Origin of the sequence: Azospirillum agricola (assembly GCF_017876095.1) — a bacterium.
In the GTDB taxonomy this organism is placed as follows: domain Bacteria; phylum Pseudomonadota; class Alphaproteobacteria; order Azospirillales; family Azospirillaceae; genus Azospirillum; species Azospirillum agricola.
This window is the reverse complement of record NZ_JAGINM010000034.1, coordinates 26185-46237: the sequence shown is the minus strand read 5'-3', so window position 1 is coordinate 46237 and position 20053 is coordinate 26185. Positions and strand designations below refer to the sequence as shown.

At 69.3% G+C, this 20053-nt stretch carries 12 protein-coding genes; 10 read left to right on the top strand and 2 right to left on the bottom strand.

Translation table 11 applies throughout. The features are described from left to right. Positions 1 to 547: 547 nt before the first annotated feature. A complete protein-coding gene (locus J2847_RS31145) occupies positions 548 to 1486 on the top strand; it encodes a replication protein RepA (protein ID WP_209782607.1) in 939 nt (312 codons plus the stop codon). Positions 1487 to 1778: 292 nt separating this feature from the next. Here J2847_RS31145 and J2847_RS31140 read toward each other — a convergent pair whose 3' ends face one another. Continuing rightward, the gene (locus tag J2847_RS31140; RefSeq protein WP_209782606.1) at positions 1779 to 2363 is read right to left on the bottom strand and encodes an NUDIX hydrolase; all 585 of its coding nucleotides are present in this window, start codon (positions 2361 to 2363) and stop codon (positions 1779 to 1781) included. 134 nt (positions 2364 to 2497) lie between these two features. Between J2847_RS31140 and J2847_RS31135 the strand changes: the two genes are divergently transcribed. From J2847_RS31135 to J2847_RS31100, 8 genes are all read left to right on the top strand, one after another. Next, positions 2498 to 3733 carry a glycosyltransferase family 4 protein gene (locus tag J2847_RS31135; RefSeq protein WP_209782605.1) on the top strand — a complete coding sequence of 412 codons (1236 nt, stop codon included), beginning with the start codon at positions 2498 to 2500 and terminating at the stop codon, positions 3731 to 3733. A gap of 141 nt (positions 3734 to 3874) precedes the next feature. Continuing rightward, a complete protein-coding gene (pseB, locus tag J2847_RS31130; protein WP_233474904.1) occupies positions 3875 to 4936 on the top strand; it encodes a UDP-N-acetylglucosamine 4,6-dehydratase (inverting) in 1062 nt (353 codons plus the stop codon). After that, positions 4933 to 6198 carry a UDP-4-amino-4,6-dideoxy-N-acetyl-beta-L-altrosamine transaminase gene (gene pseC / locus J2847_RS31125; RefSeq protein ID WP_325169524.1) on the top strand — a complete coding sequence of 422 codons (1266 nt, stop codon included), beginning with the start codon at positions 4933 to 4935 and terminating at the stop codon, positions 6196 to 6198. Before pseB ends, pseC begins: the two co-directional genes overlap by 4 nt. A gap of 148 nt (positions 6199 to 6346) precedes the next feature. Beyond that, positions 6347 to 7918 carry a flippase gene (locus J2847_RS31120; RefSeq protein WP_233474903.1) on the top strand — a complete coding sequence of 524 codons (1572 nt, stop codon included), beginning with the start codon at positions 6347 to 6349 and terminating at the stop codon, positions 7916 to 7918. Positions 7919 to 8021: 103 nt separating this feature from the next. Continuing rightward, a complete protein-coding gene (locus tag J2847_RS31115; RefSeq protein WP_126999957.1) occupies positions 8022 to 8318 on the top strand; it encodes a hypothetical protein in 297 nt (98 codons plus the stop codon). Positions 8319 to 8399: 81 nt separating this feature from the next. Beyond that, entirely contained in the window at positions 8400 to 10829 is a 2430-nt protein-coding gene (locus J2847_RS31110) for a calcium-binding protein (protein WP_209782604.1), read from the top strand. 12 nt (positions 10830 to 10841) lie between these two features. After that, positions 10842 to 11825 carry a glycosyltransferase family 2 protein gene (locus tag J2847_RS31105; protein ID WP_209782603.1) on the top strand — a complete coding sequence of 328 codons (984 nt, stop codon included), beginning with the start codon at positions 10842 to 10844 and terminating at the stop codon, positions 11823 to 11825. Positions 11826 to 12200: 375 nt separating this feature from the next. After that, positions 12201 to 16544, top strand: coding sequence for a DUF4347 domain-containing protein (locus J2847_RS31100; protein ID WP_209782602.1), 4344 nt, complete (start codon positions 12201 to 12203; stop codon positions 16542 to 16544). A 70-nt stretch (positions 16545 to 16614) separates the two neighbouring features. Here J2847_RS31100 and J2847_RS34720 read toward each other — a convergent pair whose 3' ends face one another. Beyond that, on the bottom strand, positions 16615 to 17502 hold the full coding sequence (locus tag J2847_RS34720; protein ID WP_209782601.1) for a hypothetical protein: 888 nt from the start codon (positions 17500 to 17502) through the stop codon (positions 16615 to 16617). Between the two features lie 256 nt (positions 17503 to 17758). On the opposite strand from J2847_RS34720, the gene J2847_RS31090 reads away from it, so the two are divergent. Continuing rightward, a complete protein-coding gene (locus J2847_RS31090) occupies positions 17759 to 20050 on the top strand; it encodes a type I secretion system permease/ATPase (protein WP_209782600.1) in 2292 nt (763 codons plus the stop codon). The last annotated feature ends 3 nt before the right edge of the window (positions 20051 to 20053 follow it).

Here is a 20053-nt window from a genome sequence, read left to right as displayed (position 1 = left end):
TCCGCGACCACAAGCACCCCTCCGGCGGCTACCCGACCGGGACTCTCCGCCGGAACAGACGGTGCCGCCCGACCGAAGGGGGAGAGACAAGACTCCAAACCTCCCACCGATCGCTACGCTCAGGCTTGGAGTCTTGTCGCGCCCCCCCTGCCAGATCCCCCCCACCGGCCCTTCTGCGGAAGGAGGGCGCGACAGAACTCCAAGCATCGCCCGATTCACAGAGACACGGAGGGTGCACCAAACAGCGTTGCGACTCGGAAAACCGCTCTTTACAAGCGATTCGCCCATAGAACCAAGCTTTTCCCCTGGAGTCTTGTCGCGTGCCAGGAAAAATCCACAGGCCGCGTGGGCTATCCGCTGGAGTCTTGTCGCGGCAATTCTGGAGTCTTGTCGCGCGACTCGCGATTCGCCACTGGAGTCTTGTCGCGCAAACTAATAACTGAATCAAATAATCTAACAAATAGTTTGAGCGACAAGACTCCAAATTGCTGAGGTCGACCCGCCGTGATATAGCGTTTTCCACAAAGTCGTTCCAAGGTCAGCCGCTATGGGGCAGATACACAATCTGATCAGCCAGCTTGGCCGAGACCAAGCCAGGGCACTTCAACCGGATCCGGAGAAGCGGTCGCTGGTCGATGTCGCTGCCGCGGTCATGGAAGAGGAGCGCCAAGAGCTCGGCATCACCTATTCAGGCTTCGCACTGACGGCTCTTCCCCATCGTCGTCTTCCCGATGACCAGCCCTGGGAGCGCCGTGGTCATAAGATCCGCTTGCTGATCGAGCCTGGACGACTGCCGATCCGCAACGGAGGCTTCAAGCTCTACGGCGTGCCCTACGGCAGTCGCGCGCGCATGATCCTCCTCTATCTGCAAACCCGCGCGATCCAGACCGACAGCCGCGAGGTCGAGCTCGGCCGCAGCATGCACGAGTGGCTCGACCGCATGGGCCTGTCGGTGGGCGGCCAGACCTATCGCGACATCCGTGAGCAGGCGTCGCGCATCGCCGCATGCAACCTGACCTTCGCCTGGGAAGACGCCCACAGCATCGGGTTCGAGAAAGGCTCCATCGTCAAGGGCGGCATCCACTTCTCCTCGAACACCGGAACGGACCAGGGGTCACTCTGGGAAGACCGCGTTCTGCTGTCCGAGGCTTTCTTCCGCGAGCTGAAGGCCCACCCGGTGCCGATCTGGGAGCCGGCGCTGCGCCACATCCAAAACAACAGCACCAGCATCGACATCTACATCTGGCTGGCCTACCGGCTGCATAGCCTGTCGCGCTCGATGACCATCACCTGGCCAGCGGTGTTCGAGCAGTTCGGCGCCGGCTACAGCCGCCTGCGGGACTTCCGCAAGCGCTTCATCGAGGCGCTCCAGCTGGCGCTCGCCGTCTATCCCGACGCCCGCGTCGAGATCGAAGAGCAGGGGCTGCTGCTGCACCCGTCGGCGCCGCCGATCCCGGAACGGAAATTCGCTCAGCTCTGCCGCTGAGTCCGTCAGCCAAACCCGGGTGCGCCGGGGCCTGCGACAAGACTCCAAACCCGAGGCCCTGCAGCGGGCCAGTCCGATGCGCGGACGGTGGAGAAACGCTCTACCGGTTGGTTCGAAGCGCCCACCCGGCAGTGACCCCGCCGCGAAGCGGCGGGGAAAGGAAGATTGCCTTGGCGGACATCAGACGCTCCACCGGGCCAGGATAAGATACCTGCGTGAATTCCGGCATGCATTCGACGGGGCATGCTCCCACGAACGGGAGCGCCAAGAATCCAGGCAGCTTACCCGTTCTTCAGTGCCCTTCCCGGCGCAGCAAGGCCATCCAGCGCAGGCAGGCGACGACGGTGCCGCCGTCCATCGCCGATGAGGTCAGGGCCAGCTCCTCAGCTTCCCCGGCGCTCATCACAATGAGGCGCCCGGCGCCCAGCTCGAGCGTGGCCAGGGCACCGTCGGGCAGAGGCCGGCACCGGGGTGCAGCGAACAGGGCGAGGCTCGCCTCCAGCACGCCGGGGTCGAGCAGCAGGTGGCCCAGCGGGCGCAGGTCGGCAGGCGAGCAGGTCAGCCCGGCCTCCTCCTCCAACTCACGCAGGGCCGAGGCTTCGGCGGTCTCGTCCGGCTCGACGAAGCCGGAGGGCGCGACCCACAGGGGCTCGGCGAAATGGGGGCGGTGGACCCGCATCAGCCCGACGCGCCCATCCTCCAGCACCGGCAGCACGCATACTCCAGCGACGCCGCCGGCCAGCCGGACCTTCGGCCGCACCATCAGGAAATCCGGCACCTCTCCCCCGTCCGGTCCCGCCACATGGTCGAGCATCACGTCGAAGCGGCTGTTGGAAAGCCCGATCCGGCGGGCGAGGATGCGGTGGCAACGGTCCATGGCTGTGGCCCTGGTAAGGAACGGGGAACGATTCGAACCTCCATCATAAGGCCTTCCCTCCCCTTTGGGGCATCGACAAGCACGCCCGAAGGACGCAGGCTGTCGGGCCTCCACCACTTTCGCGCAGCCTCTCCATGCGAATTCTGTTCGTCCACCAAAACACGCCCGGCCAATACAAACATCTGGTCCGTCGCTTCGCCGCCGACCCGGCGCATCAGGTCGCCTTCATCGGCAAGGTCCAGCGCGGCATGCCGGGGGTGCGGAGCGTCGTCTACCGCCCGGCCCGCGAACCGGGCAGCGCCACCCACCCCTACATCAACCTGTTCGAGGGGCAGATCCTGCACGGTCAGGGCGCGGTGCGCGCCGGGCTAGCGTTGCAGAAGGAGGGCTTCACGCCCGACGTGATCTGCGCCCATCCCGGCTGGGGCGAGGCGTTGTTCCTGAAGGACGTGTTCCCCGACGCCAAGCTGATGCTCTATTGCGAGTTCTTCTACCGCGCCGACGGCTCCGACGTCGGGTTCGATCCGGAAAAGCCGGTGACGCTGGACACGCGTTGCCGGATTCGCGCCAAGAACGCGGCGCTGCTCGCCGGGCTGGAGGCGGCGGACTGGGGCGTCAGCCCGACCGAATGGCAGCGCCGTCAGCACCCCGCCGTCTTCCGCCCCCGCATCTCGGTCGTTCACGACGGTGTCGACACCGCGCTGTGCCGTCCCGACGCGGCGGCGACGGTCACCCTGCCCGGCGGCCGCGTCCTGTCGCGCGCCGACGAGGTCGTCACCTACGTCGCCCGCAACCTGGAGCCCTACCGGGGCTTCCCGACCTTCATGCGGGCGGCGGCGGATCTGCTGCGGCGCCGCCCGAACACCCACATCCTGGTGGTCGGCGGCGACGAGGTCAGCTACGGCACCAAGCCGGCCGAAGGGGGAACCTGGCGCGAGCAGCTGACGGCGGAGACCCGGCCCGATCCCGAACGCATCCATTTCCTGGGCAAGATCCCCTACGACGCCTTCCTGTCGGTGCTGCGGATCTCGCGCGCCCACGTTTACCTGACCTATCCCTTTGTCCTGTCCTGGTCGATGCTGGAGGCGATGGCCTGCGGGGCGGTGATCGTCGGCTCCGACACCCCGCCGGTCGCCGAGGTGATCGAGGACGGGCGCAACGGGTTGCTGGTCGATTTCTTCGACGCCAAGGTGGTCGCCGACCGGATGGAGGAGGCGCTGGACGATCCGGGCCGGATGGCGGGGATCTCCGCCGCTGCGCGGCGCACGGTGGTCGAGCGCTTCGACCTGGAGACGGTCTGCCTGCCTGCCCAGATCCACCTGTTGGAGGATCTGTACGCCGGCCGCCTGCCGCCGCTTTCCCAAGCGTGAGGGGGATGCGCGGCAGACGCGCCTTGCGCGCGCCGTCCGGCTGAATTAACCCCCTGATCAGGAAGCCCCGGTTACGGTCGATCGGATCCCTTCCAGACACACCCCAGACTCGATCCAGTCCACGACCAACAGGCGGAACCGATGGTGAAGACAAGAGAGAACGACCCCATCGGCACCTCCATCGAGGACTCACTCGCCGCCGGCCTGCGGATGCTGGACGGGCAATCGATCCTGGTGACGGGGGGCACCGGCTCCTTCGGGCGGCGCTTCGTGGACACGGTGATGCGCCAAGCCAAGCCGCGCCGCGTCATCGTCTTCTCACGCGACGAGTTCAAGCAGTACGAGATGCAGCAGCGCATGCCGGCGGACTGGGCGCCGACCCTGCGCTACTTCATCGGCGACGTGCGCGACCGCGAAAGGCTGGAGCTGGCGATGCGCGGGGTCGATTTCGTCGTCCACGCCGCCGCGCTGAAGCATGTGCCGGCCGCTGAATACAACCCGATGGAATGCATCAACACCAACGTCTACGGGGCGGAGAACGTGATGCGCGCCGCCTTGTCGACGGGGGTACGCCGGGTCATCGCGCTGTCCACCGACAAGGCGGCCAACCCGATCAATCTCTACGGCGCCAGCAAGCTGGCGGCCGACAAGATCTTCATCGCCGCCAACAACCTGTCGGGGACGCTCGACACGCGCTTCTCGGTGGTGCGCTATGGCAATGTGGTGGGCTCGCGCGGTAGCGTCGTGCCGCTGTTCCGCAAGCTGATCGACCAGGGCGCCGACCATCTGCCGGTGACCGACGAGCGGATGACCCGCTTCTGGATCACCCTGCAGCACGGCGTCGATTTCGTGCTGTCCTGCTTCGCCATGATGCAGGGCGGCGAGATCTTCGTGCCCAAAATCCCCAGCATGCGGATCGGCGACCTCGCCCGCGCGATGGCGCCGGATCTGCCACTCAGGCTGGTCGGCATCCGGCCTGGCGAGAAGCTGCACGAGGTGATGATCACCGAGGACGATTCCCGCCAGACCTACGAGCTGTCCGACCGCTACGTCATCGAGCCGGCCTTCGCTTTCTGGCAGCACGCCCCCTACGAACGGCTGGACGCCCGCCCGGTCACCGACGGCTTCCGCTACGCCAGCGACGGCAACGACGACTGGCTGGACGGCGACCGGCTGCGCAGCCTGCTGGGCGAGGCGTCGTGACCGCCGCGGCCCTGCCCTTCCCGCCCCCTTTTCTGCCCTATGGTCGGCAGAGCGTCGACGAGGAGGACATCGCCGCCGTCGCGGCGGTCCTGCGCGGCGACTGGCTGACCCAGGGGCCAGCGGTCGCCGCCTTCGAGCGGGCGCTCGCCGGCCGGGTCGGGGCGCGGGACACGGTGGCCTGCGCCAACGGCACGGCGGCGCTGCGGCTGGCCTACACGGCGCTGGATCTGGGGCCGGGCGACGCGGTGGTCGTGCCCGCCAACACCTTCCTCGCCACGGCCTCGGCCGCCCATCACGCCGGGGCGGAGGTCGCCTTCGCCGATGTCGATCCCGCCACCGGGCTGATGGGGGTGGAGCAGGCCGAGGCCGCCATCGCGCGCGGCCGGGCCGCCGGATGGCGGGTGCGCGCCCTGGTGCCGGTCCATTACGCCGGCCAGACTGCCCCGATGGCGGCGTTGGGCGCGCTCGCCCGTGCCGAGCGGCTGGCGGTGGTCGAGGACGCCTGCCACGCCGTCGGCAGCGTCGAGCTGGCAACCGGCCGCGCGCCTGTTCCCGTTGGGGCCTGCAGCGAAAGCGCGCTCACCGTCTTCTCCTTCCATCCGGTCAAGACCATCGCCGCCGGCGAGGGCGGGGCGGTCACCGGCAACGATCCAGGCCTGATGGCGCGGGTCCGCAGCCTGTGCAACCACGGCATGCGCCGGGCGCCGGGCGGCGATCCCGCCGCCGATCATGCCTTCGCCGATCCCGGAGCGGCCTTCGACGCAGACGGCATGCCGAACCCCTGGTATTACGAGATGCCGGAGCCGGGATTCAACCACCGGCTGTCTGACATCCATGCAGCCCTCGCGCTCAGCCAGATCCGGCGCCTCGACGCCTTCGTGGAGCGCCGTCGCCGGCTGATGGCGCTCTACGCCGAGTGGCTGGCGCCCCTGGCGCCGCTGGTCGAGTCCCCGGCCACCGTGCCCTGGTGCGACCCGGCCTGGCATCTCTGCGCGGTCCGCATCGATTTCGCCGCCGCCGGCCGCTCGCGGGCGCGGGTGATGGCGGCGTTGCGCGCGGACGGCATCGGCAGCCAGGTCCATTACATCCCGGTCCACCGCCAACCCTTCTGGCGCCGCCGCTACGGCGACGCGGATCTGCCGGGGGCCATGATGCATTACGCCCGGACGCTGTCGCTGCCGCTGTTCCCCGGCATGGCCGACGCCGACGTGGAACGGGTCGCCGCCGGGCTTGAACGGGCGCTGACCGGTGCCATCTCGTGACAGGATGGCGAATCCGTTAGCCTTTTTTTCGGGATGGACGGATAAGAATTGTTATCCGGGACGCTATAGTGCCTAAGCCGAAAGCCAGAGGTGTGATGGTCCCGGCCATGCCCGCTCTCCCTCTGTGCGCTGCGTACGGAACCCGCCCTTGTTTCGCAACACGCTTTGGAATCTGCTTGGCGAGGGGCTGCCGATGCTGGCGGCCCTGCTGTCGATTCCGTGGCTTCTCGCCGCCGTCGGCATGGAGCGCTTCGGCGCCCTGACCCTGATCTGGGCGCTGCTCGGCTATCTGGCCGTGCTCGACCTCGGGCTGGGGCGTTCCCTGGTCCAGATCGTCGCCGAACGGGTCGGGCGGGGCGGTGCAAGGTCGGAACGGGACGGACCCGGGCTCGACAAGGGGGGCGGAGCGGAAGGAACGGCGGGGATCGCCGGCCCGGCCATCGCCATCATGGCGCTGCTCGGCCTGCTGACCGGCGGGGTCGTCGCCGCGCTCGCCGGGGGGCTGGCGGACCGCTTCCTCCTGGGATCGGGCACGCCGTCCAAGGAAATCCGGGACAGCCTGATGGTGGTGGCGGCCATCGTCCCCATCGCCCTGGTGTCGGCCGGGCTGCGCGGCGTGCTGGAGGCCTACCAGCGCTTCCGGCCGATCAATCTGGTGCGGATGACCGTCGGCGTCCTGAACTACCTCAGCCCGCTCTGCGTCCTGCCGTTCAGCCAGAGCCTGGTCCCGGTCATCGCCGCCATCGCGGTAGGGCGGCTGATCGGCATGGTCGCCTACGGGGTGCTGGCGGTCCGGCTGGTGCCCGATCTGGTCCGGCCGGCGCGCTACGGCCGGCAATCCCTGCGCCGGCTGTTCACCATGAGCGCCTGGATGATGCTGAACAACCTGATCGGCCCGGCGATGCTGTACGCCGACCGCTTCATCCTGCTCAGCCTGGTGCCGGCCGCCTTGGTGGCTTTCTATACCACCCCCTTCGAGATCCTGACCCGGCTGATGGTGGTCCCGGGCGCCCTGTCGATGGCGCTGTTCCCGCTGGCCTCCAGCCTGTTCCGGCGCGATCCCGCCGCCCTGCCCCGCATGCTCGACGCCGCCGGCCATCTGACGCTGGCCGTGTTCCTGGCCGTCCAGGCGGGGGTGATCGTCGGCGGCGACACGGTGCTGGAGCTTTGGCTCGGCCCCGCCTTCGCCGCCAACAGCGGGCCGATCCTGTCGATCCTGACGCTGGGAGTCTTCTTCAACGCGACTGCCTATGTGCCCTACACCCTGATCCAAGGGGTCGGGCGGGTCGACGTGACGGCAAGGCTGCAACTGGCCGAGTTGCCGGTCTATCTCGGTGTTCTGTGGTTCCTGGCCGACCGCTACGGCGCCACCGGCGCCGCCATCGCCTGGAGTCTGCGGACCGCCGCCGATTGCGGGTTGCTGCTGGTTCTGCTGCCCCGGCTGGCGCCGGGGACCGGGGCCGCGGCGCGGACCATCGGGCTGCGCGCCGGAACCGCCGGTCTCGCCGGGCTGGCGGGGCTGCTGATCGGTGGTCCGCTCGGTGCGGCGGTCGGCCTGCTGGGGCTGGCCGCAGTCGGATGGGGCGTCGTCCGCCGGCTGCTCGGCACGCGGTCGTGGAGGCGTCTGTCGGGCAAGCACCTGTCGGCGAGCCGGCTGTCGGCGCCAATCCGCCAGTCCCGCCGGGACATCGTGCCGGATCGGCTGGTCGATACCGTCTGATCCAAGGACCGGAACACTGGAGCGGCGGCAGGGAGTTCCTTTGCCGCTGGAAATGCGCTATGTCAGCGCGATCTCTTTTGCAACGCTTGTTTGGAGCAAGGCCATGGCCGAGGGAACTGTGGACTATTACGCGATGGTCGAAGAGGCGTGGCAGCTGAGCGACACCGCCCGCGACTATGTGAAGAACGCCGGCCGTGAGGTCGACAACACCGAGCTGTGGGAGAAGGTGTTCGCGCCGTCGCCGCTGCTCGACATCGACCGTACCCGCGCCGAGGGCGGCCAGCCGCTCCAGAAGATCTTCTTCAAGAACCCCTACGGTCTGCAGTACCGCGCCGACCACAAGGACTGGATCCCGTTCCGCCACGGCGCGCTAGACCCGGCCTATCTCCAGGTGGTCTGACCCGTTTCCGCTCCCGATTCCTCCGTCCGGGAGCGGCCTCGTGGGTGTGGGTCTCGGGAGGTCCCTGGGGAGGGCTGAGGCATGTCGCGGTTGGTGGCCGGCTCTGGCTTCGCGCTCGATTTCGACGAGGCCCGGCTGGCGAACGGCTTCGTGCACGACGCCTTCACGACCCAGCCCGAAGCCCGCGGGCTCGCTGCCGGGGCGACCGGCGTCACCGTCGCGCGCGTCGTCGACGGCCGGTGGCACGACACCAGCCTGACCTACACCGCGACGGGAAGCGGCAACGCCCTGACCGCGCGCTTCACCGGTCTGACCGACCGCGACGGCGCCGGCGCCCAGCGCTACCGGATCGAGGGCATCGACGTCGTCCTGCCCGCTGGCCAGCTCGACCGGCTCGGCGTCCGCGTCTTCCAGGGATTGACCGAGATCGTCGGCGCCGAGGGCGACGACGTCTTCTACATGGGTGTTCCGGCCGGCCGCTCCTTTGACGGCGGGGCGGGGAGCGATCGCGCCATCTACGGCGCCGACCCCCGGCGCTATGCCCTGCGCGACGGTGCCTACCAAGCGGAAATCCCGGTCGTGGTCGCCTTGGGCGACGGGCGCCACGCGGTGGTGTCCACCCGGGCCACCGACATCCTGGCGGGGGTCGAGACCGTCACCATCGACGGGCGGACCACGGCGACCGCCGCCGTCGCCTTCGATGCGCTGGGCTATCTGGCTGGGAACCGCGACCTCGCCCTGGCCTTCGGCACCGACACCGTCGCCGCCGCCCGACATTACGCCCAGTCGGGGCGGAACGAGCGGCGCACGACCACGGGCTTCGACGTCTACGGCTATCTGGGGTCGAACCCCGACGTGCTGGCCGCCGTCGGGGTCGACGCCCAGGCGGCGGAACGCCATTACCTGACCAACGGCCTGCGCGAGGGGCGGACAACCGGCGGCTTCGATCCCTACGCCTACCTCGCGGCCAATGCGGACGTGCGCGCCGCCGTCGGCGCCGATCCGGCGGCAGCGCTGCTCCACTACGCTTGGTGCGGCTTTGCCGAAGGGCGCACCACCCGGTTCGACGCGCGCGCCTATCTGGCCGCCAACCCCGACCTCGTGGCCGTCTTCGGCTTCGACGCGGCGGCGGGTGCCCGGCACTACGTCCAGTTCGGCGCCTCGGAAGGGCGGAGCATCCGCTTCGACGCGGCTGCGTATCTGGCGGCCAACCCGGACGTGGCGGCCGTGGTCGGAGGCGACGCCGCCGCCGCGCTGGAGCACTACATCATCCACGGCTTTGTCGAGCGCCGACCGCTGCGCGCCGCGTCGGCACTGGGGCCTGGGGCCGATGCAGTCGCCGGCACCGTCGGCAACGACACCCTCAGCGGCACCGTTGGCAACGACAGCGTCACGGGGCTGGACGGCATCGACACCTTCGTTCTGGCCGGCGCCCTCAGCGCCTACGCCCTCGCCTTCGACGGCAGCGGCGATCTGGTGGTCACCGGCGCCGACGGCGCCGACACGCTGAGCGGCGTCGAGATGCTCCAGGCGACCGACGGGCTGTTCCCGGTGGGTTCGTTGGTGACTTTTTCCTTTCCCGCTTTGAGCGGTGTGCCTGTGTCGGCGGCGGCGACCGCCGGGAACGATTATCTGGTTGGCACTGACAACGCCGACGTGCTGGGCGGCGGGGCCGGAAACGACACCATCAGCGGGTTGGCCGGCAACGATCAACTGTTTGGTGGAACCGGCAACGATGCGCTGCTGGGCGGAGCCGGGATGGACACCCTTGACGGCGGCGCCGGCAATGACCTGTTGTTCGGCGGTGCCGGCGACGACCGGCTGAACGGCGACATCATCGACGTGTCGGGCAACGACACGCTGCTGGGCGAGGCCGGCAACGACTGGCTGGACGCCGGCGAGGGGGTCGACTGGCTCGACGGCGGTGCCGGCAACGACACGCTCTATGGCGGGATGGGAGCCGACGTGCTGCGCGGTGGCGAGGGCGATGACATCCTGTTCGGCGACGTCTATTCCGACCGCACCCACGCCATCGCGGTGCCCGCCTCTTCGACCCTATCCCACGACGACGTGCTGCTGGGTGGGGCCGGCAACGACACGCTGATCGGCGGCTACGGGGCCGACCTGCTGGATGGGGGTACCGGCGCCGACTGGTTCTCGGTGCGCAACCTCAACGAATCGACGCTCGCCAGCCCCGACGTCATCATCAACTTCAACGGCCCTGCCGTCGCCGCCCAGGCACTGCTGGGAATGGCCGGCTACGGCACCATCGGGGCGGAGGGCGACCGCATCGACGTGTCGGAGATCGACGCCATCACCGCCACGCCCGTCAACGACACCTTCACCTTCATCGGAACAGCAGGATTTTCGGCCGCTGGGCAACTGCGCTATACGGTGTCCGGTGCGGTCACCCTGATCGAGGGCGACGTGGACGGCGATCGCGTTGCCGATTTCCGCATCCAGGTGAACATCGCCAACTATGGCTTCACGGCCTTTGATTTCATTCTTTGAAGCCATTAAATCATGAAAATAAACAATTGCGATACGCGGCCGCTGGCGCGGGTGATCGTTGTCAGCTACAACTCGGCCGCCTACGTCAACCGCTGCCTTGCTGCTCTGGCTCTTCAGACCGAGGAGCGGTTCGAGACGGTGGTGGTCGACAACGCCTCGCGCGACGCTGACGCTATCCAACTGCCGGACGACCCGCGTTTTTCCCTGATCCGCCTGTCGGAGAACACCGGTTTTGCCGCCGCCAACAACACCGGTGCGCGTGGGGCCGAAGCCCCCTGGATCGTCACGCTCAACCCGGATGCATTCGCAGAGCCGGGCTGGCTGCGCGCGCTGCTTGATGCGGCGGCTACCTATCCCGATGTGGCGATGTTTGGTTCAACCCAACTGTCGGCCGATGATCCGACCCGGCTGGACGGGGTGGGTGACCGTTACGCCGGCTTCGGGGTGTTCTGGCGCGGTGGCGTCGGACGTCCCGCCTTGCGGCCCTTTGCGGATGGGGAAACCTTCTCGCCCTGCGCCGCCGCAGCCATGTACCGGCGCGACCTGTTCGAGCGGGTGGGTGGCTTTGACGAGGCCTTCTTCTGCTACGGCGAGGATGTCGATCTCGGTTTCCGTATCCGCTTGGTCGGCGGCGGGTGCCGACAGGTTGGGGCGGCGGTGGTCCACCATGTCGGCTCGGGCATTACCAAGGAGTATGGCGACTTCAGCTTGTTCCACACCGTCCGCAACGGGCTGTGGATCCTGGCGAAGAACATGCCTTTCCCCCTGATCCTGGCGAGCGCGCCGCTCTACGTCCTGGCCACGACCTATCTGCTGCTGTTTCGTTGGCGGGGGGAGTCGGCCCGCACCGTGCGGCGAGGGCTGCGCGCGGCCCTGTCCGGACTGGGTGGCGTGCTCCGTCGACGCCGCGTCGTTCAGGCCGGCCGTTGCGTTTCTCAGCGGGCACTGATGGCGGCGATGATCTGGGATCCGCGGGCGATCCGGCGCGGGGACTGATCACCCTTCTGCAACCCCTCATTTCAGAGGAACGGGCGCTCGCCAAATAGTGAGAGCCACCCCTTTTTCGCGGGATTTTTCGGCCTGTTCCGCATGCAAATCATCCTTTCGAATAATCACCTCAGAGCCATCCCGAATCGGCCAGTCACGGCGGGAACAAGAAATTATACCCCGAACATGTTGAAAATCATCTCCCCCCTTCTTGCCATGGCTAGCCCGCTTTAATGAATTGTTAAGGTCATTTTTTTGGCCACATTAGGGTCAACGAACGCCTTTCACACACACTCGTCAGCAGCGACCGGCGGAAATACCAGACCGGAACGGGCCCTTGCTTGCCCGCAGTCCGGTCGGCCGCCATCCCAAGGAGGAAGACCTGTGCGCGACGTACTGATTGCGGATGCTGGCCTCGACGATCTCGCCCTGTTGCTCGACCAATGCGGGCCGGATGTCCATGTCGTTCCGGTCGCGGCGGCGGGCGATGCCCACGACGCCCTGTCCCAGGCGCTCGCCCAGCGCCCGGCGGTCATTCATCTTCTGGCGCATGGCGAACCGGGCGCGGTCCGCATCGGCGCGCAGGCTCTCGACACGGCGTCTCTCGCCGGCCGCGTCTGGCCGCAAGCCCCCGACACCGCGATCCTGATCCATGCCTGCGACACCGGCGCCGATGGCGGCCGCTTCGTCGAGGCGCTCGCCCAGGCGACTGGCGCGCGGGTCGCCGCCTCCTCGCGGGCCGTCGGCCACGCCGATCTGGGCGGCTCCTGGGATCTCGACGTCATGACCGCGCCGGTCGCCGCCAAGGCCCCCTTCGCCACCACCGAAGGCTGGGTGCATGTGCTGGCCTACACCGGCACCCCCACAGACGGCGACGACACGCTGGTCGGCGACAACACCGGCAACGTCATCAACGGCGGCGCGGGCAACGACTCGATCGTCGGCGGCACGGGCAACGACAGCCTGATCGGCGGCGCCGGGAATGATACGCTGGTGGGCGGCGGCAACGACGGTCTGGCGGGCGACACGCTGAACGGCGGCCTCGGCGCCGACCATTACGTCGGCGGCAACGGCTTCACCGCCGTCACCTACGAGGACGCGACGACCGGCATCACCCTCGACCTGGGCAATCCGTCGAACAACACCGGCGAGGCCGCCGGCGACACCTTCGAGGACATCCAGCGCTGGATCGGCACCAACCACGACGACAGCATGACCGCCGGCGACGGCCCGGTCTGGTTCTGGGGCCATGACGGCAACGACGTCGAGCACGGCAGCGCCCACAACGACACGCTGGAGGCCGGCAACGGCGACGACACCGTGTTCGGCGGTGCCGGTGACGACCTGATCTACGGCCGCGCCGACAACGACGTGCTGCACGGCGAGGCCGGCAACGACACCATCGGCGGCGGCAACGGCGACGACCTGATCGAGGGTGGGGCGGGCAACGACCGCATCTTCGGCGACTGGGGCCGCGACACGATGAACGGCGGCGACGGCGACGACACCTTCGAGGCCGGCGAGGTGGAGTCCGGCGGCTATGCCGAGACGCAGTCCGACATCATCAACGGCGGCGCCGGCAACGACGTCTACCTGATCGCCAACCAACTCGAGGCCGGGACGGTCGCCTACGACGGCGGCACCGGCACCGACACGCTGCGCGTCAGCTCGGTCGCCCTCACCAACTACGAGGGCAAGGTCACCCCGGCGTCGGCCACGGTCGACATCACCGGCATGACGCTGACCAGCGTCGAGAACCTGGATCTGGTCGGCGCCAACCCCCACCACATCGTCATGACCGCCGCGCAGGCCGCCGGCTTCGAGCGGATTACTGGGGTCAAGACCGGCGACACCCTCACCATCAGCGGCGTGACCCTGACCGGAACGGTCAGCGAAGGCACCGGAGCCGCGCTCGCGGCCGGCGCGGTCGCTATGGAGACGGTCGACGGCAACACGGTCCTGCACATCGGCACCGACGCCACGGCCGGCGCCGACCTCAGCATCACCATCGCCGGCACCCTGACCGCCACCGACATCCTGCTCGGCGAGGGCGGCATCGGCTTCGGCGTCACCCCGACCGGCCCGGTCGTCTCCCCGCCGCCTCCCCCTCCCCCGCCGCCCGTCGGCGAGGAAACCGTCCCTGGCGAGACCGTGCCCGGCGGCACCGGCGGCGTGGTGGCCGGCACCAACGACGGCGACACGCTGACCGCCGACGACAGCGGCGCCCGCCTCTGGGGCCTCGGCGGGGCCGACCTGCTGGTGGGCGGAGCCGGCAACGACACGCTGATCGGCGGCTGGGGCGTGGACACGATGCGCGGCGGCGCCGGCAACGATCTGTTCATGGCCGGCCAGAACGTTTCGGGCGGCTATTCGGAGGCCCAGGCCGACGTGATCGAGGGTGGCGCCGGCAACGACCGTTACCTCGTCGTCAACCAGAACGACGCCGGGACGGTCAGCTTCGACGGCGGCACCGGCACCGACACGCTGGAGATCAGCAGCGACGACCTCACCTACGACGACATCGCAGCCGACATCTACCAGTCCACCATCGCCGCCTCGCCAGCCATCGACATCACCGGCATGACGCTGACCAGCGTGGAGGCGCTGGAGCTGACCGGGGCCCGGGGCCACGACGTGACCCTGACCGGCGCGCAGGCCCAGGGCTTCGCGACCATCACGGGCGGCGCCGGCACCGACGTGCTGCGCATCGGCGGTAGCGCCAATCTGTCCGCCGTGGCGGTGTCGGGCATCGAGACCATCGCCCTGACCGACGCGGCCTCCACCCTGACCTTGTCCTCCGCTCAACTCGCCGGCTTGTCGGTGACGGGCGCGGGGGCCGGGAACAGCCTGGTGGTCGGCGCCGCCGGCACCGGTGCGACCATCGACGTGAGCGGCGCCGGGCTGGCCGGCTTCGGCCAAGTCGCGGTGACCGGCTCGGCCGGCGACGACACCATCACCGTGGGCGGCACGGGCGCCACCACCGTGACCGGCGGCGCCGGGGCGGACGTCTTCCACATCGCCGCCGGCACCACCGGCAGCGTCACCATCACCGACGCCGCCATCGGCGACCGGCTGGTGATCGACGGGCTGACGCTGGACGGCACGCTGGGTCTGGGCGACGGCGCCGACCTGCTGGCCGGCGGCGTCCAGGCCGAGACGGTCGGCGGCAACACGGTCCTGCATTTCGGCCGCGACGCAGTGGCCGGTGCCGACCTGACCGTCACCCTGGCCGGGACCTTCGACCCGACGCAATTCCAGCTGACCGGCGGCGGCGTGACGTTGGGCGAGGTGGTGGTGTCCCCGCCCCCTCCCCCGCCCCCTCCCCCGCCGCCGCCCGTGACGGAGCCGGTCTCTCCCCCTCCTCCCCCTCCTCCGCCGGTGACCGAGCCGGTCTCTCCCCCGCCGCCTCCGCCCCCGCCGGTATCGGAGCCGGTGTCCCCGCCGCCCCCGCCGCCGCCGGTGACGCAGCCAGTGTCCCCGCCGACGCTGGAGCCGGTCGAACTGGTGAACGACGCCCCCACGGTCCAGGCCGACAAGACGGTGACGATGCGGGAGAAGACCGCCGCCGTGTCGCTCGGCATCGCCGCCCCCACGGACATCAACGGGGACGCGCTGTCAGTGACGGTCACCGGCGTGCCGGCCGGCGGCACCGTCCGTCTGGCCGACGGTTCGGCGGTCGCCGTCAACCAGACGCTGACGGCCGGTGATCTGCCGGGCCTGAGCTTCGTGGCGGCGGATGGCGTCACCGGCGGCGCCGGGGCCTTCTCCTACAGCGTGAGCGACGGCCGGGGCGGCGTGGCGGCCCAGAGCGTCGCGGTGCAGGTCACTCCGCTTTCCGCCGTGATGGCGAACTTCGACGCCCTTGCCTACATCGCCTCCTACTCGGATCTGGCGGCGGCGCTGGGCACCGATACGGCGGCGGCGGCCCAGCACTTTGTCGCGCAGGGTGCGGCGGAAGGCCGGACGGTCACTTTCGACGCGCTTGCCTACATCGCCTCCTACCCGGATCTGGCGGCGGCCTTCGGCACCGACACGGTGGCGGCGACCAAGCATTACATCGAGACCGGGCGGGCCGAGGGCCGGGCCGTCAGCTTCGACGCGCTTGCCTACATCGCCTCCTACCCGGATCTGGCGGCGGCCTTCGGCACCGACACGGCGGCGGCGACCAAGCATTACATCGAGACCGGGCGGACCGAGGGCCGGGCCGTCAGCTTCGACGCCTACGGCTATCTGGCGGCGAACCCCGATCTGGTGCAGGTCTTCGGTGTAAACACGACGGCGGCCGCTCAGCACTACATCCAGAGCGGCATGACCGAGGGGCGCACCGCCAGCTTCGACGCGCTGCGCTACATCGCCAGCAACCCGGACCTGATGCAGGCCATCGGTCCGGACACGACGGCGGCCGAGTTGCACTACATCCAGCACGGCTTTGCCGAGAACCGCTCGACGACCGCCTTCGACCCGGCGGCCTATCTGGCAGCCAACCCCAGCATCGGCGCCGTCTTCGGTACCGAGCCGGGGGCCGTGGAACTGGCCTACATCCAGCAGAGCACCTCGACGGCGGCGCCGGTTGCGGTGGCGATGCTGGCGGCGGGAATGACCGGGTCGGCCTCGCTGGGGATCGACGGTTCCTACCAGGACCAGAGCGCCGCTTCGGCGTCCCTCGGCATCCTGGTGGCCGCCGACGGCGGGCTCAATGGTCAGCGCCGGCCGGATCTGCCGGCCTGACGGCAGGGTTCGATTTCATCGATGCGCAGGACGTGACGACGGCGCCGGGGTTTCCCGGCGCCGTTTTCCGTCATGGCCGGGCGGGTTTGCCCTGGACGGGCGTGGCCGCGACGGCGTCGATGACCAGTCGATGCCCCCGCTCCTCGTCCGGCGGCAGGGCGGCGATGGCTTTCGGCGCCAGGGGCTTCGGCCCCTTGACGATCAGGCGGCTGGACGCGCCGGTGCTCTCGACCCGGTAGGTGAACTCCGTGGCGGGAAGCCGGCCGCTGGGGGTGGCTCGCCACTCCGTGCCCGGGAGCGTCACCGCCAGCGATCCGTCCGGCCGGCGCACCGGTGGTTCGAAGCGCGGCGCGCGGTCGAGATCCAGGATGATCCGCACCGCGCCGTCGCTGTTTCCGGTCCGGATCCGGGCGACATGGGCGGCCGGAACGGTGGCTGCCGGCTTCGGGCTGGCCGCCGCCTCCGGTACCGGAGATGGCACGGGACGCGGGGGCGGCAGGGCAGGATCCGGTTGCGCGTCCGGGCGTGGCTTGGGAAGCGGCGCGGCGGCGGGTGAGGCGGGCGGCGGTTCGACGCTGGCCGTCGTCCGGGGCGACGGTAAAACGGGGGGCGGTGCTGGAACTGGCGCGGGAGGAGGCGCCGGCACCGGGGCGGATGCCGTCGGGAAGCCACCGGGGCGGTTCTCGGCTCGGCCGCTTTGCAAGTAATGGGTGTAGCCGCTGCTCATCCGGCCGTCGCGCACGGCGGCGGCGACATCGGGGTTGGCGGCGAGGTAGCCGGACTCGCGCCAGCCCGGCGGCGGCAGCGTCGCCGGGTCGACCGTCTTTTCCAGATGCAGCCAGTCGGACAGCACCGTGGGCAGCGACCAGCGCAGGCCCAGTCCCTGAGCCGCCAGGGAGAGCCACAGCGGTGTCAGCAACAGCAGCAGAAGGCGAAGGATATTCGGCAGAAGAGACAAGATCGGACGCATGCGGCGGTTGGCGGGGCAAACAAGGTTCGGAGACCCTGCAAATACGTTCTGGGCTGTCCTTTCCGGCGACGACGTTGCGCTTGAATGCGTACTCCTATCGGTATGTCCAGGTCCAGGAAAAGCCGGGATGACCGCTGGGTGTTACTCCATCGTTCGAGGTGGTGACAAGGTGACGGGATGCGCATTTTCGGTACGGTGCAGCCTTTCGGCGCCTCCCATAAAGTTTTCGGAACCGGAAAGCCTCATGGAAAACACGCAGAACGGGCCGGCGAACGAACCGACCTCCTATGGTCCGACCCAGAACGGTCCGGCCCACCCTGGGCGAAGCGACGCTGGAACGGATCCCGCGATCGGTCCCAAGATCGACGCGGGCATCGCCGGGCTGGTGGCGGCGTTGCGCATCCTGGGCGTTCCGGCCGATTACGAGAGCATCCGCCATGCCTGCGGCGGCGAGGCGCCGGATCTGGCCGGGCTGGTCCGGCAGGCACAGCGCCTCGGCGCCAAGGCGCGGGTGGTCAAGACCTCGTGGGAGCGGCTGGAGCGCACGCCGCTGCCGGCCCTGGTGCCCGGCCCCGACGGCGGCTTCCTGGTGCTGGCCAAGGCCAACGCCGACCGCGTGCTGGTCCACGACGCGGTGAGCGGGCAGACCCGCGTCATCGACCGCGCCGCCTTCGAGCCGCTGTGGTCGGGCCGCCTGCTGTGCCTCGGCCGCAAGGGCGCCATGGGCATGGGGCAGGCGCGCTTCGACGGGCGCTGGATCGGGTCGGTGGCCTGGAAGTACCGCGGCATCCTGGGCGAGGTGCTGCTCGCCTCCTTCTTCATCCAGCTCTTCGCGCTGGTGACGCCGCTGTTCTTCCAGGTCGTCGTCGACAAGGTGGTGGTCCACCGCAGCATCGGCACGCTCGACGTGCTGATGGTCGGCATGCTGGCCGTCATCCTGTTCGAGGCGGTGCTGGGGGGCCTGCGCACCTACACCTTCGCCCACACCGCCAACCGGCTGGACGTGGAGCTCGGCGCCAAGCTGTACCAGCGGCTGCTGTCGCTTCCCATGGGCTATTTCGCCGCCCGGCGCGTCGGCGACAGCGTCGCCCGCGTGCGCGAGCTGGAGACGATCCGCAACTTCATGACCAGCTCGACCATCACGCTGGTGCTGGATTTGCTGTTCACGGTGGTCTTCCTCGGCGTGATGATGGTCTACAGCCCGATGCTGACGGCGGTGGTCGCGGCCTCCTTCCCGGTCTACGTCGCCATCAGCCTGATCGCGACGCCGATCCTGCGCCGCCGGCTGGACGAGAAGTTCGCGCGCGGCGCCGAGAATCAGAGCTTCCTGGTCGAGACCGTCTCGAGCATCGAGACCGTCAAGGCGATGGCGGTCGAGCCGCGCATGCAGCGCAAATGGGAAGACCAGCTGTCGGGCTACGTCACCGCCGGCTTCCGCGCCGGCAACCTGAACAACATCGCCAGCCAGAGCGTGCAGTTCGTCTCCAAGCTGTCGACCATGGCCGTGCTGTGGCTGGGGGCCAAGCTGGTGATCGAAGGCAGCCTGACGGTGGGCGAGCTGGTTGCCTTCAACATGTTCGCCGGCCGCGTCGTCCAGCCGGTGCTGCGCATTGCCCAGCTCTGGCAGGATTTCCAGCAGGTGCGGCTGTCGATGCAGCGCATCGGCGACATCCTGAACACCGCGCCCGAGCCGCTCCAGAGCGCCGGCAAGGGTGCCATGCCGGCCATCAAGGGCGACCTGACCTTCGACCACGTGACCTTCCGCTACCGCCACGACGGGCCGGAGACGCTGAGCGACGTGTCGCTGCATATCCCGGCCGGGCAGGTGGTCGGCGTGGTCGGCACGTCCGGCTCGGGCAAGAGCACGCTGGCCAAGCTGCTGCAACGCTTCCACATGCCCGAGCGCGGCCGGGTGATGGTGGACGGCACCGACCTGTCGACCGCCGACGCGGTGTGGCTGCGCCGCCAGATCGGCGTGGTGCTCCAGGACAACGTGCTGTTCTCCGGCACCATCCGCGAGAACATCGCGCTGACCGACCCGACCATGGACATGGCCCGCGTCGTCGCGGCGGCGAAGCTGGCCGGCGCCCACGACTTCATCGCCGAGCTGCCGGACGGCTACGACACGGTGGTGGGCGAGCGCGGGGCCAGCCTGTCGGGCGGCCAGCGGCAGCGCGTCGCCATCGCCCGCGCGCTCGTCACAAACCCGCGCATCCTGATCTTCGACGAGGCCACGTCGGCGCTCGACCATGAATCCGAACGCATCATCCAGGCCAACATGCGCCGCATCTGTGCCGGACGGACGGTGCTGATCATCGCCCACCGCCTGTCCACGGTCGCCATCGCCGACCGCATCGTCACCGTCGAGCGCGGCCGGGTCGTCGAGGACGGCGCGCCGGACGAGCTGCTGCGGCGGGGCGGGCGCTACGCCATCCTGTTCCGCGGCCAGATGGGGCAGCCGGTGGCGCCAGCTCCGGTGGCGCAGCAACAGGTGGCCGCCCAACCGGGCGGTCTGATCAGCCAGGCGGCGGGTTGAGGA